Source organism: Agromyces sp. NPDC056389, assembly GCF_042262385.1.
In the GTDB taxonomy this organism is placed as follows: Bacteria; Actinomycetota; Actinomycetes; order Actinomycetales; family Microbacteriaceae; genus Agromyces.
This window is the reverse complement of record NZ_JBHJPN010000001.1, coordinates 85,537-101,067: the sequence shown is the minus strand read 5'-3', so window position 1 is coordinate 101,067 and position 15,531 is coordinate 85,537. Positions and strand designations below refer to the sequence as shown.

At 69.5% G+C, this 15,531-nt stretch carries 18 protein-coding genes; 7 read left to right on the top strand and 11 right to left on the bottom strand.

What is annotated here, in order from left to right; translation table 11 throughout:
• Positions 1-75: 75 nt before the first annotated feature.
• The 4 genes from ACFCVM_RS00500 to hrcA are packed head-to-tail and all read right to left on the bottom strand — an operon-like array spanning position 76 to position 3,387.
• Complete coding sequence (locus ACFCVM_RS00500) at positions 76-438, bottom strand: HIT domain-containing protein (protein ID WP_375832635.1); 363 nt, start codon at positions 436-438, stop codon at positions 76-78.
• A gap of 24 nt (positions 439-462) precedes the next feature.
• Positions 463-1,197, bottom strand: coding sequence for a 16S rRNA (uracil(1498)-N(3))-methyltransferase (locus ACFCVM_RS00495; protein ID WP_375832633.1), 735 nt, complete (start codon positions 1,195-1,197; stop codon positions 463-465).
• An 11-nt stretch (positions 1,198-1,208) separates the two neighbouring features.
• Positions 1,209-2,309: a molecular chaperone DnaJ gene (dnaJ, locus tag ACFCVM_RS00490; RefSeq protein ID WP_375832631.1), complete on the bottom strand. Its 1,101-nt coding sequence runs from the start codon at positions 2,307-2,309 to the stop codon at positions 1,209-1,211.
• 55 nt (positions 2,310-2,364) lie between these two features.
• Complete coding sequence (hrcA, locus tag ACFCVM_RS00485) at positions 2,365-3,387, bottom strand: heat-inducible transcriptional repressor HrcA (protein ID WP_375832629.1); 1,023 nt, start codon at positions 3,385-3,387, stop codon at positions 2,365-2,367.
• A 195-nt stretch (positions 3,388-3,582) separates the two neighbouring features.
• On the opposite strand from hrcA, the gene ACFCVM_RS00480 reads away from it, so the two are divergent.
• Both ACFCVM_RS00480 and ACFCVM_RS00475 read left to right on the top strand, forming a co-directional pair.
• Positions 3,583-3,993, top strand: coding sequence for a DUF4870 domain-containing protein (locus ACFCVM_RS00480; RefSeq protein ID WP_375832627.1), 411 nt, complete (start codon positions 3,583-3,585; stop codon positions 3,991-3,993).
• A 135-nt stretch (positions 3,994-4,128) separates the two neighbouring features.
• Positions 4,129-4,515, top strand: a complete 387-nt coding sequence (locus ACFCVM_RS00475; protein WP_375832625.1) for a DUF4870 domain-containing protein — start codon at positions 4,129-4,131, stop codon at positions 4,513-4,515.
• Here ACFCVM_RS00475 and hemW read toward each other — a convergent pair.
• The 4 genes from hemW to ACFCVM_RS00455 all read right to left on the bottom strand — a co-directional run bounded on the left by hemW (position 4,499) and on the right by ACFCVM_RS00455 (position 8,141).
• Positions 4,499-5,749, bottom strand: coding sequence for a radical SAM family heme chaperone HemW (hemW, locus tag ACFCVM_RS00470; RefSeq protein WP_375832623.1), 1,251 nt, complete (start codon positions 5,747-5,749; stop codon positions 4,499-4,501). The two genes, ACFCVM_RS00475 and hemW, sit on opposite strands and share 17 nt — an antisense overlap.
• A 2-nt stretch (positions 5,750-5,751) precedes the next feature.
• Positions 5,752-6,390 carry a DUF1990 family protein gene (locus ACFCVM_RS00465; RefSeq protein WP_375832621.1) on the bottom strand — a complete coding sequence of 213 codons (639 nt, stop codon included), beginning with the start codon at positions 6,388-6,390 and terminating at the stop codon, positions 5,752-5,754.
• A gap of 131 nt (positions 6,391-6,521) precedes the next feature.
• Positions 6,522-7,487: an LD-carboxypeptidase gene (locus ACFCVM_RS00460; protein ID WP_375832619.1), complete on the bottom strand. Its 966-nt coding sequence runs from the start codon at positions 7,485-7,487 to the stop codon at positions 6,522-6,524.
• Between the two features lie 153 nt (positions 7,488-7,640).
• Entirely contained in the window at positions 7,641-8,141 is a 501-nt protein-coding gene (locus ACFCVM_RS00455) for a DUF2199 domain-containing protein (RefSeq protein ID WP_375832617.1), read from the bottom strand.
• A 37-nt stretch (positions 8,142-8,178) separates the two neighbouring features.
• Between ACFCVM_RS00455 and fosX the strand changes: the two genes are divergently transcribed.
• A complete protein-coding gene (fosX, locus tag ACFCVM_RS00450) occupies positions 8,179-8,631 on the top strand; it encodes a FosX/FosE/FosI family fosfomycin resistance hydrolase (protein ID WP_375832615.1) in 453 nt (150 codons plus the stop codon).
• A gap of 17 nt (positions 8,632-8,648) precedes the next feature.
• Here the strand turns inward: fosX and lepA are convergent, their stop codons facing one another.
• Positions 8,649-10,502, bottom strand: coding sequence for a translation elongation factor 4 (gene lepA, locus ACFCVM_RS00445; RefSeq protein WP_375832614.1), 1,854 nt, complete (start codon positions 10,500-10,502; stop codon positions 8,649-8,651).
• An 80-nt stretch (positions 10,503-10,582) separates the two neighbouring features.
• Here lepA and ACFCVM_RS00440 point away from each other — a divergent pair, with 80 nt between their 5' ends.
• The 4 genes from ACFCVM_RS00440 (at position 10,583) to rpsT (ending at position 13,645) form a co-directional block, all read left to right on the top strand.
• A complete protein-coding gene (locus ACFCVM_RS00440; RefSeq protein ID WP_375832612.1) occupies positions 10,583-11,809 on the top strand; it encodes a histidine kinase in 1,227 nt (408 codons plus the stop codon).
• The gene (locus ACFCVM_RS00435; protein WP_375832610.1) at positions 11,806-12,429 is read left to right on the top strand and encodes a response regulator; all 624 of its coding nucleotides are present in this window, start codon (positions 11,806-11,808) and stop codon (positions 12,427-12,429) included. The genes ACFCVM_RS00440 and ACFCVM_RS00435 overlap by 4 nt, the downstream gene beginning before the upstream one ends.
• A gap of 3 nt (positions 12,430-12,432) precedes the next feature.
• Entirely contained in the window at positions 12,433-13,266 is an 834-nt protein-coding gene (locus ACFCVM_RS00430) for an alpha/beta fold hydrolase (protein ID WP_375832608.1), read from the top strand.
• A 118-nt stretch (positions 13,267-13,384) separates the two neighbouring features.
• Positions 13,385-13,645, top strand: a complete 261-nt coding sequence (gene rpsT, locus ACFCVM_RS00425; RefSeq protein ID WP_074259221.1) for a 30S ribosomal protein S20 — start codon at positions 13,385-13,387, stop codon at positions 13,643-13,645.
• Positions 13,646-13,818: 173 nt separating this feature from the next.
• Here rpsT and holA read toward each other — a convergent pair whose 3' ends face one another.
• Together holA and ACFCVM_RS00415 are read right to left on the bottom strand one after the other, a co-directional pair.
• Positions 13,819-14,856 (bottom strand): DNA polymerase III subunit delta, encoded by a 1,038-nt coding sequence (gene holA, locus ACFCVM_RS00420; RefSeq protein ID WP_375832606.1) that lies wholly within the window; start codon positions 14,854-14,856, stop codon positions 13,819-13,821.
• 70 nt (positions 14,857-14,926) lie between these two features.
• Positions 14,927-15,526 (bottom strand): hypothetical protein, encoded by a 600-nt coding sequence (locus ACFCVM_RS00415; RefSeq protein WP_375832604.1) that lies wholly within the window; start codon positions 15,524-15,526, stop codon positions 14,927-14,929.
• Positions 15,527-15,531: the final 5 nt, after the last annotated feature.

Sequence of the window (15,531 nt, the reverse complement as noted above, 5' to 3'; positions counted from 1 at the left end):
ATGGTGAGCCGCTCCTCGTCGGCCGTGGCGGCCTCCGCCGGCGAGCGGTCGGCTGCGGCGCTCTCGCCGATCGGATCAGTATCCGGCAAGCGTGGCCTCCTCGAGGCCGCCGGCCAGCACGTGCGCGTGCACGTGGAAGATGGTCTGGCCCGCGGCGGCACCCGTGTTGAAGACGAGGCGGAACTGGCCGCCGGCGAGCTCGTCGGCGACGCCCCGCGAGACCTCCACGAGTTCGGCGAGCAGCCCCGGGTCGCCGGCGGCGAGCTCGACGACGTCGCGGTACTCCCCCGTCTTCGGCGTCACGACGACGTGCACGGGGGCCTTCGGCGCGATGTCGTGGAACGCGATGACGCGGTCGGTCTCCGCGACCACGCGCGCGGGGATCTCACGGGCGGCGATGCGCTCGAAGAGGGTCGGTTCTGCGCGGGACTCGGTCATGACTCCATCGTAGCGACGGATGCCTCACCACCGCCCGAGCGCGACGTTCAGCACCGCGATCGCGGCCGGCCCCGCCGTCGAGGTGCGCAGCACGGATGCCCCGAGCCGCACGGGCTCGGCTCCGGCGGCGACGAGGCGCTCGATCTCGGCCGGCGAGATGCCGCCCTCCGGGCCGACGACCAGGGCGAGGTCGCGGCCGTCGGGGCGGATGTCGGTGAGCGTCGCCGCCGCGGTCGGCTCGAGCAGCAGCATCCGCTGGCCGTCGAGGCGCTCGACGAGCTGGCCCGTCGTCGAGACGGGCGCGACGGCGGGAAGCCAGGCCCTGAGCGACTGCTTGACGGCCTCGCGCACGATCGTCGCCCAGCGCTGCCGGCCCTTCTCGGCCTTCGGCCCCTCCCAGCGCGACACCGAACGGCTCGCCGCCCAGGGCACGATCGCGTCGACGCCGAGTTCGGTCGCCGCCTGCACGGCGAGTTCGTCGCGATCGCCCTTGGCGAGTGCCTGCACGAGGGTGATGCGCGGCGAAGCGGCCACTTCGACGAGCACCTCGTCGACCGTCAGCTCGAGCTCGCGCGCTCCGGTCGACGCGACCACGCCGTGCACGAGCGTGCCGCGTCCGTCGCCGATCGCGATGCGCTCACCCGCTCGAACCCTCGAGACGGTGACCGCGTGACGTGCCTCGTCACCCGTGAGCGCCACCGTCGCGCCGGGTGCGACGGCGGAGAGATCGAGCGATTCGTCGAGGTAGAGGTGACTCACGGGCGCTCCGCCTAACCGAGGAACCGGTCGCGCAGGCGGGCGAAGATGCCCTGCTGGAAGTGGCTGAGCTCGGGCGCGGGCGCCTTCTTCGACGCGGCGAACTGCTGCATGAGGTCGCGCTCCTTCGAGGAGAGCTTCGTCGGCGTGACCACCTGGATGCAGACCTTGAGGTCGCCACGGCCCGAACCTCGCAGGCGCGAGACGCCGCGGTCCTTCACGGTGAGGATCTCGCCGCTCTGGAGGCCCGGCTTGAGCTCGACCTCGACGTCGCCGTCGAGTGCGGGAACGTTCGCGTGCGTGCCGAGGATCGCATCGGTCATCGAGACCTCGAGCGTGCACAGGAGGTCGTCGCCGTTGCGGCTGAAGACGTCGTGGTTCTTGACCTTGATCTCGAGGTAGAGGTCGCCGTTCGGGCCGCCGGCGGGGCCGGCCTCGCCCGAACCGGGCATCTGCAGGCGAACGCCCGTGTCGACACCGGCGGGGATGTCGACCGGAACGGTGCGACGTGCGCGCACGCGGCCCTGACCCTGGCAGGTCACGCAGGGCGTCGCGATGACGGTGCCGTAGCCGCGGCAGGTGCCGCAGGGGCTCGAGGTCATGACGTTGCCGAGGAGCGAGCGCACCGAGCGCTGGATCGACCCGGTGCCGTGGCAGATGTCGCACGTGACGGGCGAGGTGCCCGGCTGGCAGCACGAGCCGTGGCACGTCTCGCACGTCACCGCGGTGTCGACCTCGATGTCGCGGTGCGTGCCGAAGATGACCTCGTCGAGGCCGACCTCCACGCGCAGCAGCGCGTCCTGACCGCGTTCACGACGCGACCTGGGTCCGCGGCTCTGCTGGCCGGCCCCGAAGAACGTCTCGAAGATGTCGCCGAAGCCGCCGAAATTCTGGCCGCCGCCGAAGCCGCCCTGGTCGCCGAGGTCGTACTGCTGACGCTGCTTCGGGTCGGAGAGCACGTCGTAGGCGTGCGTGACCGACTTGAACCGCTCGGATGCCTCGGCGCCCGGGTTGACGTCGGGGTGGAGTTCGCGCGCGAGGCGACGGTACGCCTTCTTGATCTCATCGGGTGTTGCGTCGTGGGAGACGCCGAGGACCTCGTAGTGGTCGGCCACGGAGGGCTTGTCCTTTCGATTGCCGGATGCCGGTCGCGTGCGACGGGCGGCGGGTTCAGTTCTCGCCGAGCGTTCGGGAGAGGTAACGGGCGACGGCGCGAACGGCCGCCATGCTGTGGGAGTAGTCCATGCGTGTGGGTCCGACGATGCCGAGGCGCGAGATGTCGCGGCCCGGGATCGCGAATGCGCTCGAGACGACCGAGGTCTCGCCGAGGCCGAACGAGGCGTTCTCACGGCCGATGCGCACCGTGACGGCGTGCTCGTCGGCCGCCATCTCGCCGAAGAGCTTCAGCAGCACCACCTGCTCCTCGATGGCCTCGATCACGCCGAGGATGGAACCGGCGAAGTCCTGCTCGGTGCGCACGAGGTTCGCAGCGCCCGCGACCACGAGGCGGTCCTGGCGCTGGGCGCGCGCCTGCTCGGCGAGCGTCACGGCGAGCGTGTGCAGGACCGCGGCGTGATGGGGGTCGACGTTGTCGATCTCGCCTGACAGCGCGTCGGCGGCATCGGCCATGGCGCGCCCGCCCGCGATCTCGTTCAGTCGCACCCGAAGGGAGTCGAGCGTCTTCTCGTCGACCGGCTGCTCGAGCTCGGCGAGTCGCTGCTCGACCTGCCCGGAGTCGGTGATGAGGATGCAGAGGACGCGTTCGGGTGCGAGCGAGATGAGCTCGACATGGCGCAAGCGGGCGCTGCCGAAGCTCGGGTACTGCACGACCGCGAGCTGATTGGTGAGCTGCGCGATGAGTCGCACCGTGCGGGCGAGCAGCTCGTCGAGGTCGCTCGATTCGCCGAGGAACGTCTCGATCGCCTGTCTCTGCGCTCCGCTCAGCGGTCGCACATCGGTGAGCTGGTCGACGAAGACGCGGTAGCCCTTGTCGGTCGGGATACGGCCCGACGACGTGTGCGGGGCCGCGATCAGCTCTTCTTCTTCGAGCAATGCCATGTCGTTGCGGATCGTCGCCGCTGAGACGCCGAAGGCGTGCCGTTCGACGATCGACTTCGAGCCGACGGGTTCGCGTGACGCGACGTAGTCCTGCACGATCGCGCGCAGAACCGCGAGGCTGCGTTCGGAGACCATGTCCTCGCTTCCCTCCAGCGTTTAGCACTCGTTCTGACTGAGTGCTAATCATATCGCGACATCCCGTGTCGAGGCCGTTGCCAGCCGCGAGGCGCGGCGCTAGCTTATGGGTACCCCCCGCGAGTCACCCCCTTGGCTGCGATACCCGTCGCGCGAGATGCGGTTCATCTGAGAGCCCCCCGAAAGGCACGCACCATGACCGACCCCAACGCCCCTGCCCCCGATTCCGACGGCCGCCCGACGCCGCCACCGCCCGCCGCACCGCAGCCGGCCGCCGCTGCACCCCTCTCGCAGGAGCAGGACGTGCAGTGGGGTTCCTTCGCCCACCTCGGCGGCGTGCTCGGGTTCCTTCCCGCGCTCGTCATCTGGCTCGTCTTCAAGGACCGCGGCTCGTTCACGAACACCGAGGCGAAGGAAGCGCTGAACTTCCAGATCACGATCCTCATCGCCTACGTCATCGGCTGGGTCCTCTCGATCATCGTCATCGGCTTCATCATCGTGTGGGCCGCCTGGATCGTCAGCGTCGTCTTCTCGATCATCGCCTTCCTCAAGGCGAAGGACGGTCAGCACTACCGCTACCCGTTCGCCATCCGACTCATCAAGTAGACACTCGGTACGGAGCGCGCCGAGAGAATTCCTCACCGGTCGCGCTCCGCTGTGCCAGCATGGAGTGTTTCGAACCTCGCCCGTCGGGCGACGAGACCGAATCTCGCCCTCGGGCGAGCCGACCAAGGAGACATCATGTCCGACGCCACCCCGCCTCCCCCGCCGCCCTCGAACCCCTACGAGCAGCCGGGCCAGCAGCTCAGCCCCTCCGACGAGAAGCTCTGGGCGACGCTCATCCACATCGGCGGCATCTTCTTCAGCTTCGTGCCGGCCCTCATCGGCTACCTGATCCTGAAGGACAAGGGGCCGTTCGTGCGCGCGCACACCGCGACCGCGCTGAACTTCCAGATCACGATGGCCATCGCCTACGTGGTCAGCTACGTCCTCTGGCTGGTGGTGATCGGTTGGTTCATCACCATCGCGATCGGCGTCATCGTGATCGTCTTCAGCATCATCGCCGCGGTGAAGGCCAACCAGGGCCAGCCCTACACCTACCCGCTCTCGATCAAGTTCGTGAGCTGAGCTCCGACGACTCGTCGAGCAGGCGCCTGACCACGGCGTCAGCGAGCAGCCGCCCTCTCCTGGTGAGTGTCACCACTCCCGAGAGGGCGGCTTTCGCGTCCACCAGTTCATCGGCGATGAGTCCGGCGACCGCATGGCGGCCACCCGCATGCAGCGAGGCGACGGAGATGCCCTCGCGAATGCGAGTCAGCAGCAGCACGCGCTCGACCTCGCGGGTCGGGGCGTCGAGCGTCTCGCGCCCGACCGCCGGCGAGACGCCCGCGGTCACCCGATCGGCATAGGCCGAGGGGTGCTTCGCATTCCACCACCGCACGCCACCGACGTGGCTGTGTGCACCGGGGCCGACGCCCCACCAATCGTCGCCGCGCCAGTAGCCGAGGTTGTGCCGTGACCGGTGCGAGGCATCCGTCGCCCAGTTGCTGACCTCGTACCATTCGTAGCCGGCCGCGGCGAGCAGGTCGTCGGCCAGTTCGTACATGTCGGCCTCGAGGTCGTCATCGGGCTGCGCGAGTTCGCCCCGGCGGATCTGCCGGGCGAGCTTCGTCCCCTCCTCGACGATGAGCGCGTAGGCGCTCACGTGGTCGGGGCGCTCGGCGACGACGGCCTCGACGCTGCGGCGCCAGTCGTCGATCGATTCGCCCGGCGTGCCGTAGATCAGGTCGAGGCTGACGTCGAGGCCCGCCTCCCGGGCCCAGCGCACGACGAGCGGCACCCGCGCCGGATCGTGCGTGCGGTCGAGCGCGGCGAGCACGTGCGGCACCGCCGACTGCATGCCGAACGAGACGCGGGTGAAGCCGCCCTCGGCGAGACGCACGAGGTCGTCGGGCCCGACCGAGTCGGGGTTCGCCTCGGTCGTGACCTCGGCGCCGGGCTCGAACCCGAACTCGTCGCGCACCGCACCCAGCATGCGCACGAGGTCGTCGGCCGGCAGCAGGGTCGGCGTTCCGCCGCCGAAGAAGACGGTCGACGCGGGGCGAGCAGGCACAGCGGATGCCTCGAGCATCTGCCGCGACATCCGGATCTCGGCGATCGCGTGGTCGGCGTAGTCGACCTGGCGCGCGCCCCGCAGTTCGTCGGACGTGTAGGTGTTGAAGTCGCAGTACCCGCAGCGCACCCGGCAGAAGGGCACGTGCAGGTAGACGCCGAAGGAGCGGTCACCGGCTCCGACGGCAGCCGAGGCCGGCAGCAGACCGTCGGCCGGCGCCGGGTCGCCGAGCGGCAGGGCGGAAGCCACGACTAGACGCCGCCGGCGGGGTGCAGCGCCCGCAGTTCGAGGCGCGTGAGCTCACGGCGACGCTTGCGCTGCATCGGCGCGGTGACTCCGCTCGTGGCGAAGATCGATCGGATCGTGAGCCACACGGTGTCGTCGTCGCGATGCTCGACGATGAAGGACTCCTCGCCGCTCTCGGGGCCGTCGGCGGTCGTGCCGTAGGCGAAGCCGATGCGCTCGGGCTCGTCGATCACGTAGACGATGAGCACCGGCACCTGCTCGGCACCGAATCGCTTCTTGCGCTCGAGCGTCGCCGTCATCCCGGCGGCGATGTAGGGGGTGCCGTCGGCGCCGAAGCGCTCCTCGATGCGCGGCGCCGGCTGCTCGGTCAGTGGCGCGCCCTCGGCGTCGTAGACGATGCCCGGGTACTGGGCGCCGGTGCCGGTCGAGATGTCGGAGACCTCGAAGCCCGACCCGCGCTGGATGCCCCACGTCATGAGCGACTCCGCGGCGCGCTCGAAGCGCTCGAGCCCCGAGCCGAGACGCACCGCGTCTTCGGCCGGGCGGTATCCGGCCGGCGGGTAGCGGAGCAGATCGGGTGCGAGGGTCGCCCCGATGGCGCCGTACGTGACCGACTGGTCGGTGAAGGTGCTTCGGCGGGTCATCCGTGGGCCTTTCCTGTGGTGCGGCGCCTGCCGGGCGCGCGCGTCTGATGCGATGCAGGCTCGACAGGCATCAGTCGATTCTACGGAGGTCGCCTGTGTCTGGTCTGGTGATGACGCGCGACGCTGGGTGATCAGCGTTCGACGACCGCCGATTCGAGCAGCGAGAGCGTCGCGGCATCCGCGTCGAGTTGGGCGCGAACGCCGAGCGGCAACGGCAGATTCGGCGGATTGTGCCCGATCTCGAGATTCGCGAGCACCGGGATGTCGCGGTCGCCGAGCACGTCGAGCACGATCTCGCGCAGACCGGGGCCGCCCTCGGTGACCTCGATGTCGGCGACGGGGCCGACGAGCATGCCTGCGATGCGGTCGAGGATGCCTGCGTGGCGGAGCACGTGCAAGTCGTTCCAGACCATGGAGGTCGAGGTGTTGACGTCCTCCCAGAAGAGGAGCGCGCCGTCGAAGCGTTCGATCGGCAGCGCGAACGGCGTCGCCTGCAGGCGCACGAGGCGGTTCAGGAGGCCGCCGAGCAGCGGGCCGACCGCATGCCCGCCGTTCCAGCGTTCCCATTCGGTGTCCGACGGCAGCAGTCCGACCGGCGAGGTGCTCATGAGCAGTCGGCTCGAGACGTCGGCGAGTTCCTGCCGCCGTTCGGCGCCGACCTGCTGCCACTCGCCGTACCCGAAGGTCACGAGATCGCCGTGCACGCCCGTGAGACCCGTGCGGGCGTGCAGCGCGAGCAGCACGCCGTCGATGTCGCTGAACCCGATCACGGGCTTGGGGTCGGCCTCGACGGCCTCGTAGTCGATCAGGTCGAGGTAGCTCAGGGTCATGCGGCCGCCGGTGAGGGCGAAGATCGCACGCACCTCGGGGTCGCGGAGCAGTCGGTTGAACTCCCCCGCGAGCTCGGCCGGAGTCGCCGCGCCCCACCACCGACGGCGCCCCGTTTCGACGAGCGGCGAGAACTGCACGACGAAACCGAGCCCCTCGAGTTCGGCGACGCCGCGCCGGAAGAGCGCCTCCTCCTCGGTGTCGAGTCCTCCCGAGAGCGCCGCCACGGCGACGATGTCACCGGGTCGCAACGCCTGCGGACGCAGCATCCGGACCATGCTCTGCCCCCTTCGGGGTGGAGGCGACCGCCCGACGCAGCCAGCGCTTCACCCGCCGGCGACCACGCTAGCGCGGGCGGGCGTCGGCGTCGATGGCGGGACGAGGGAGGAGTCGGTGGTCGCCGCGCAGCTGAGAGCCGTCGGTCATGCGGGAAGCGTCGCAAGTACCTCACCATGCGGCCACGTGTTCGACAGGATGTCTCGGAGAGACGGGTCGTCGCTCGAGTCGCAGTATGGCGTCTCGTCGGGTGAGCGCACGGTCAGGTGCACCGGTGCACCGAGTACCTGCCATGGTCCGATCGTGTTCGCGAGAAAGCCGTCCAACTCGAGTCCCGCGTACTCGGCGGACTCCCAGACCGAGAATGCTCGCTCGAGATCAGTCGGGTGGATGCCGACCCAGACGCCGTAGGTCACGGTGTGACCGCCGATGAGGTTCACGGGAAGGAGCGCCCGGACGAATGCACCGAACCCCGGTCCCTGCATCATGACCGCGGCGTTCGGGTCGGGATGGCTCATCCAGACGTCGTGATCGGGGCCGAAGACGTCCACGAGCGGGTCTGGAAGCCTGAATCGGACGTTTCGATCGTGCAGATCGACCTCATGTCCGCACAGAGTGCACGTCGTATCCAGGATCAACTCGCCCATGGCACGAGACTATCGATGAGTCTTCGAGAATGGAGAAATGGCAGACACCACCGCTCGCATCGGCAGCTCAGGCCTCAGTCACGTCACCTTCGTCGTCACCGACCTCGATCGGATGGAGACGATCCTCACGCGCGTGCTCGGGGCGGTGCGCGTGTACGACAGCGGCGCCGAGACCTTCTCGCTCTCGGAGGAGCGCTTCTTCCTCGTCGGCGATGAGCCGAACGCGACGTGGGTCGCGATCATGCAGGGCGACGGCGGGCTGCCGCGCTCGTACAACCATGTCGCGTTCCAGGTCGACGCCGGTGCACTCGACGAACTGCGTCGAGTGATCGATTCGCTCGGCCTCGAACAGCGCCCGTCGCGCCCACGTGTCGAGGGCGAGGGCGAGTCGATCTACTTCTACGACGACGACGCGCATCTCTTCGAGCTGCACACCGGTTCGCTCCGCGAGCGCCTCAGCGCATACGCGCCGGTGGCACCTCGACCGTAGATCGCATGAGCCGAAGGCTACTTCTTGTCCTTCTTCTCGACGTCGCCCGAGAGCGCGGCGATGAACGCCTCTTGGGGGACCTCGACGCGACCGACCATCTTCATGCGCTTCTTGCCCTCCTTCTGCTTCTCGAGGAGCTTGCGCTTGCGGCTGATGTCACCGCCGTAGCACTTGGCCAGAACGTCTTTCCGCATCGCGCGGATCGACTCGCGCGCGATGATGCGAGCACCGATCGCCGCCTGGATGGGAACCTCGAACTGCTGGCGCGGGATGAGTTCGCGGAGTCGCCCGGTCATGAGCACGCCGTAGGCGTAGGCCTTGTCGCGGTGCACGATCGCGCTGAACGCGTCGACCTGCTCGCCCTGCAGCAGGATGTCGACCTTCACGAGGTCGGCGGCCTGGTCGCCCGTGGGCTCGTAGTCGAGCGAGGCATAGCCGGCGGTCTTCGACTTCAGCTGGTCGAAGAAGTCGAAGACGATCTCGCCGAGCGGGATGTTGTAGCGGATCTCGACGCGGTCCTCGCCGAGGTACTCCATGCCGATGAGCGAGCCGCGACGCGACTGGCAGAGCTCCATGATCGTGCCGACGTAGTCCTTCGGCGCGAGGATCGCGGCGCGCACCATGGGCTCGCGCACCTCGACGATCTTCGCCCCGGTCGGGAACTCGCTCGGATTCGTGACCGTGACGGTCTTCTTGTCTTCGGTCGTGACCTCGTAGATCACCGACGGCGCGGTGGCGATGAGGTCGAGCCCGAACTCGCGCTCGAGGCGCTCGGTCACGATCTCGAGGTGCAGCAGGCCGAGGAAGCCGCAGCGGAACCCGAAGCCGAGCGCGACGGAGGTCTCGGGCTCGTAGACGAGCGCGGCGTCGGAGAGCTTCAGCTTGTCGAGCGCCTCGCGGAGCTCGGGGTAGTCGCTGCCGTCGATCGGGTAGAGACCGGAGAAGACCATGGGCAGCGGCTCGGTGTAGCCGGGCAGCGCCTCGGTCGCCGGCTTCGCCGCCGTCGTGACGGTGTCGCCGACCTTCGACTGGCGCACGTCTTTCACACCGGTGATCAGGTAGCCGACCTCGCCGATGCCGAGGCCCTTCGACGGGGTCGGCTCGGGCGCGCTCACGCCGATCTCGAGGATCTCGTGGGTCGCCCTCGTCGACATCATCTGAATGCGCTCGCGTGGCTTCAGGTGGCCGTCGATCATGCGCACATAGGTGACGACGCCGCGGTAGCTGTCGTAGACGGAGTCGAAGATCATCGCTCGCGCCGGGGCATCCGCATCGCCGACCGGGGCCGGAATGCGCTCGACGACGCGGTCGAGCAGCTCCTCGACGCCGACGCCGGTCTTGCCCGAGACCTTGAGCACGTCGTCGGGCGAACCGCCGATGAGGTCGGCGAGTTCCTTCGCGTACTTCTCGGGCTCTGCGGCCGGAAGGTCGATCTTGTTCAGCACGGGGATGATCTCGAGGTCGTTCTCGAGCGCCAGGTAGAGGTTCGCGAGCGTCTGGGCCTCGATGCCCTGGGCGGCGTCGACGAGGAGGATTGCACCTTCGCACGCCGCGAGCGAGCGGGAGACCTCGTAGCTGAAGTCGACGTGACCCGGGGTGTCGATCATGTTCAGCGCGTACGAGGCGCCCTCGACCTGCCACGGCATGCGTACGGCCTGGCTCTTGATCGTGATGCCGCGCTCACGCTCGATGTCCATGCGATCGAGGTACTGCGCGCGCATGTCTCGATCGCTCACGACGCCCGTGATACCGAGCATGCGGTCGGCGAGCGTCGACTTGCCGTGGTCGATGTGCGCGATGATGCAGAAGTTGCGGATCAGCGCGGGGTCGGTGGCAGCAGGCACCGGCGGGTTCGTGGCTCTCGGGGACATCCTGACGATTCTCCCATGACTTCGCTTCAGACTTTCGACGGATGCCTCGCGGCGCGCCCCCGGACTACGCTCGGAGCATCATGGCGGTCATCGAGATCCCGAGCGAACGCGTCGCTCCGTCGGCCCTTCGGCCGGTCTTCACGGCGCTCCGGCTCGGACTGCACGTGCTCGTCGTCGGCCTCACGCTCTTCGTGGTCGTACGGGCGCTGCTGGCCGACGCGCCACATGAGACCGGCCTGACGGTGCTCGCCATCGCCTTCCTCGCCTGCTACGGCGCGGGGGTCGCGGCCGCGCATCGCAACCTGCCGACGTGGGCACGGGTGATCTGGCTCGTCAGCCTCCTCGTGCTGTGGGTCGGCATGTCGGCCATGACGCCCGACGCGGCGTTCCTCGCGTTCCCCCTCTTCTTCCTCGAGCTGCACGTGCTCGCGGCACCGATCGCGGTGCCGCTCGTCGTCGTGACCTTCGGCCTGTCGGTCTGGGGCACGGCGACGCACCTCGGGTTCGAGGTCGGCTCCATCCTCGGCCCGCTCATCAGCGCGGGCGTCGCGATCGTGATCGGACTCGGCTACCGCGCGATGGCGCAGGAGACGCAGGAGCGCCAGGCGCTGATCCTCGACCTCATGGCGACGCGCGAGGAACTCGCGGCGGCGAGCCGTGAGGCGGGCACCCTCGCCGAGCGCGAGCGCCTCGCGAAGGAGATCCACGACACCGTCGCGCAGGGGCTCTCGAGCATCCAGATGCTGCTGCACGCCGCCGAGCGCGATGTCGCCGACGAGCCCACGCAGCAGAAGCTGCGGCTGGCCAGGGAGACTGCGGCGCAGAACCTCGGCGAGACGCGCCGATTCATCCGCGAACTCGCACCGCCGTCGCTCGACGCGCAGACCCTGCCGGCGGCGCTCCGGCGCCTCACCGAGTCGACGACCGAGCAGTCGCAGCAGTCCGGCACGCCGCTCAGGGTCGAGTTCTCCACGAGCGGCGAGCCCGTGATGCTGTCGATGGCGGCCGACGCGGCGCTCCTCCGCATCGCGCAGGGGTCACTCGCGAACGTGCTGCAGCACGCCGGGGCCTCGCAGGCCTCCGTCACGCTCAGCTACCTCGGCGACGAGATCGCGCTCGACGTCGTCGACGACGGCGTCGGGTTCCGCACTGCTGAGGCATCCGGGGCCGACGAGGAACAGCCTGGCGGATTCGGTCTCCGAGCCATCCGTCAGCGCGCGGCGGCCCTCGGCGGCACCGTCGACATCGAATCGGCCCCGGGCGACGGCACGGCGATCTCGGTACGCATCCCGGTGGTGACGCCGTGATCCGGATCCTGCTCAGCGATGACCACCCCGTCGTTCGCGCCGGCATCCGCGCGATGCTCGAGAGCGAGCCCGACCTCGAGGTCGTCGGCGAGGCGACGACGGCCGAAGACGCGGTGCGGCTGGCCGAGGCTTCCGACGTCGATCTCGTGCTCATGGATCTGCAGTACCCGGGCGCGATGCAGGGCGCCGAGGCCACCCGCCGCATCCGCTCGCAGCCGGGCGCGCCGCGCGTGCTCGTGCTCACGAACTACGACACCGACGCCGACATCCTCGGCGCGATCGAGGCCGGGGCGAGCGGCTACCTGCTGAAGGATGCCCCGCCGGCCGAGCTCATCGCCGCCGTGCACGCCGCAGCTGTCGGCGACGCCGCACTCGCGCCCGGGGTGTCGTCGCGACTCGACGCGTCGCTCGCGAGCACCGAGCGGCTGACCGTCCGCGAGGCCGAGGTGCTCTCGCTCGTCGCCGAGGGCCGCACCAATCGCGAGATCGGCCGCACCCTCTTCCTCAGCGAGGCGACCGTCAAGTCGCACCTCGTGCACATCTTCACGAAGCTCGGGGTCGGCTCGCGCACTGCCGCGGTCGCCAGGGCGCGCGAGCTGGGTGCGATCAGGGCGGGCTGACGGATGCCTCGCGCCCGCGTCGTGCTCGTGCACGGTCTCCGCACCTCATCGTCGATGTGGCGCCGGCAGCTCGAGCTCCTCCGCGGGCACGACCTCGACGTCGTCGCGATCGACCTGCCCGGGCACGGCAGCCGGATCGGCGAGCCATTCTCGATCGATGCGGCACTGCAGGAGATCGACGCGGCGCTGAACCCGCTTCCCGAGGCGGCCGGGGCGACCGGGCATCCCATTCCGCGGCTGCTCGTCGGGCTGAGCCTCGGCGGATACCTCGCGATCGAGTTCGCCGCGCGGCATCCCGGCCGCCTCGACGGACTCGTGGCGGCATCGTGCAGCACGAGACCGAGGGGCGCGCCGCTCGGTGGATACCGGCGACTCGCAGCGCTCATCGGCCGCATGCCCGACCGCGGGCGGGGGCTCAACGACGCGATGGCCCGGCTCTTCCTCTCCCCCGAGGCTGCCGACGATGTGCTCGCCGGCGGCGTCGCCCTCGACGTCATGGCGCCCGTGCTCGAGGCCGTCGGCGATCTCGATCCCGTCAGGGCGCTCTCGGCGATCGACCTGCCCGTCTGGCTCGTGAACGGCCGCTTCGACCACTTCCGACTCGAGGAGCGCCGGATGCTGCGCGCCACGCGCGACGGGCGCCTCGTCATCATCCCTCGCGCGACGCACCTCGTGAGCCTCATCCGCCCCGACGACTTCGCGGCGATCGTGCTCGGCGCCGTCGCGGAACTGGATCGGCGTGCCGCCGCCGGGCGGCGGGTTCGCGCGGCGGTCGAGGCGCCTGCGAGTTTCCCCGGGCAACTCGCAGGCGCGCACGTTGGTGACCCACCCGCATAGCTGGTATCGTTGCCTGTTGGCTTGCGTGTGGGTCCCACCCCGCACGATTCGCCGGTGAGGCCCCTCTACCTTTCCCGGCACATCCGGTACCCGCACAAGAACGAAAGACGAACTCCACGTGGCAAACATCAAGTCGCAGATCAAGCGCAACCGTACGAACCTCAAGGCGCAGGAGCGCAACAAGGCCGTCAAGAGCGAGCTGAAGACCGTCATCCGCACTGCGAAGGACGCGATCTCCACGGGCGACAAGGAGAAGGCGACGACCGCCCTCCGTGCCGCGACGCGCAAGCTCGACAAGGCTTCGAGCAAGGGCGTCATCCACAAGAACCAGGCCGCGAACCGCAAGTCGGCTCTCGCGAAGCAGGTTGCCGCGCTCTGACGCGAACACGCACTCGATGAAGGCCCCGGCACGATGTGCCGGGGCCTTCATCATGCTCGGGGGCAGGCGCGACTCGAGCGTCGCCGGATCGCCGGTTCGCCGCCGACTCGATCGGGTGATCGCCGCCGCTCGACGATGGGTATCCGGGGCTGGCGGCCAGCCACTCGACGAGGCTAGGCGCGGCCGCGCGAGGCGATGACGCCGACGAGTCGTTCGAGGGCGAACACGGGGTCGCGTTCGGCGCCCTTGACCGCAGCATCCGTCGCCGCGAGCGCCTCGATCGCCCGACCGAGACCCTCATCGGTCCACCCCGCGAGGTCGCGCCGAGCACGGTCGACCTGCCAGGGCGCGAGGCCCAGGGAGCCCGCGAGCTGGGCACCGCCGCCACGAGTGCCCGACACCTTGGCCATCGTGCGCACCTTCATGGCGAACGCCGCGACCATCGGCACCGGATCGGCGCCGCTGTCGAGCGCGTGCCGGAGTGCGATGAGCGCCTCGCCGTGCCTGCCGGCGATGGCCGCATCGGCCACTGCGAACGCGTTGGTCTCGACACGGCCGCCGTAGTAGCGCGCGACGACGGCTTCGGTGATGTCGGATGGCGCGTCGGCCAAGAGCTGGCGGCACGCCGCGGAGAGCTCGCGCAGGTCGTCGCTGAACGCACCCACGAGGGCGCGCAGCGCCCCCGGACTGATCTTGCGGCCCGCTGCGCGGAACTCGGCTGCCGCGAAGTCCTGCTTCTCGGCGTCTTTCTTGAGTTCGGCGCACACGATCTCGATGCCGGCGCCGCCGCCTGCGCGAATCGCGTCGAGGAGCTTCTTGCCGCGCACGCCGTTGCGGTGGCGGAGCACGAGGGTCGTCGATTCGGCGGTCTGCTCGAGGTAGTCGAGTGCGTCGAGCAGGAAGTCGTCGCTCGCACGCTCGACGCCGCTGACCCGGATGAGACGCGGCTCGCCGAACAGCGACGGACTCGCGAGCGTCAGGAGCTCGCCTCGCCGGTAGCCGTCGGCTTCGAGGTCGCTCACCTCGAGGGCGGGATCTTCGGAGCGCAGGAAGTCGCGCAGCATCGTGATCGACCGCTCGGCGAGCACGTCTTCTGCCCCCGTCACGAGCACCAGCGGTGCCGGCCGGATCGCGTGCCACGCGAGCTGCGGGATCGCCACTTTCGACTTGGGCGATGCCCCTGAGCGCGATGCGCCTGTGCGCGATGCCACCGCACCTCCTGTTCGTCGTATCGAGTCTACGGGCCGCCGGCGACACCGGCCGAGTCGGCGTCCGCTCTTCCTAGTCGGTGTCGGCCGACACGACCTCACCCGCGAGATCAGCGCGCACCGACCCGGTCTCGCCGAACTCGGTTCGAACGTTGAGTGAGACCTCGGGGACGTCCGAGACAACGGAATCAGGGCCGTACGCGAGCGTGATCATGATCGCGGTGACCTCGCCGTCGGGAAGGCCGACCCTCTCCGGCGCGCCGGGAAGCAGCGCCATCGTCTTCTCTGCATCGAGCTCGCGGAGGTCGATGAGCCCCTTGGACTCCTCGGCGGTCCTCGTGTCCTTCCGGGACTCGGAGAAACGACCGTCGTACCGGTACGTGATGGTGCGCTGGGCTTCCCCCTCGACCGGCAGCTCGACGGTTGCGTACCCCTCGAAGACGTACGCCGACACGACTTCGGTGGTGCCGAACTCCTCCTCGACGTCGTCGACGAACGCTTCGAGCCCGCTGACCGTCCACATCTTCGGCTGCCCGAGAGTGAACACGTTCGTTCCCGACAGCAAGAGCCATCCCGCGATGACGAAGGCGGCGACGACGCCGACCACTGTCAGCGCGACCGCCTTCGACCCGGAGGTGCGCTGCTGCTCTGCGGTTGATTCACGAACGCTCATGTCCG

Coding starts and splice junctions, on each gene's coding strand:
- ACFCVM_RS00440 (WP_375832612.1), top strand. CDS start 10,583: ATGGCGGTCATCGAGATCCCGAGCGAACGCGTCGCTCCGTCGGCCCTT.
- ACFCVM_RS00430 (WP_375832608.1), top strand. CDS start 12,433: ATGCCTCGCGCCCGCGTCGTGCTCGTGCACGGTCTCCGCACCTCATCG.
- lepA (WP_375832614.1), bottom strand. CDS start 10,502: ATGTCCCCGAGAGCCACGAACCCGCCGGTGCCTGCTGCCACCGACCCC.
- ACFCVM_RS00465 (WP_375832621.1), bottom strand. CDS start 6,390: ATGACCCGCCGAAGCACCTTCACCGACCAGTCGGTCACGTACGGCGCC.
- ACFCVM_RS00500 (WP_375832635.1), bottom strand. CDS start 438: ATGACCGAGTCCCGCGCAGAACCGACCCTCTTCGAGCGCATCGCCGCC.
- hrcA (WP_375832629.1), bottom strand. CDS start 3,387: ATGGTCTCCGAACGCAGCCTCGCGGTTCTGCGCGCGATCGTGCAGGAC.
- ACFCVM_RS00460 (WP_375832619.1), bottom strand. CDS start 7,487: ATGCTGCGTCCGCAGGCGTTGCGACCCGGTGACATCGTCGCCGTGGCG.
- ACFCVM_RS00415 (WP_375832604.1), bottom strand. CDS start 15,526: ATGAGCGTTCGTGAATCAACCGCAGAGCAGCAGCGCACCTCCGGGTCG.
- ACFCVM_RS00480 (WP_375832627.1), top strand. CDS start 3,583: ATGACCGACCCCAACGCCCCTGCCCCCGATTCCGACGGCCGCCCGACG.
- fosX (WP_375832615.1), top strand. CDS start 8,179: ATGGCAGACACCACCGCTCGCATCGGCAGCTCAGGCCTCAGTCACGTC.
- ACFCVM_RS00475 (WP_375832625.1), top strand. CDS start 4,129: ATGTCCGACGCCACCCCGCCTCCCCCGCCGCCCTCGAACCCCTACGAG.
- ACFCVM_RS00455 (WP_375832617.1), bottom strand. CDS start 8,141: ATGGGCGAGTTGATCCTGGATACGACGTGCACTCTGTGCGGACATGAG.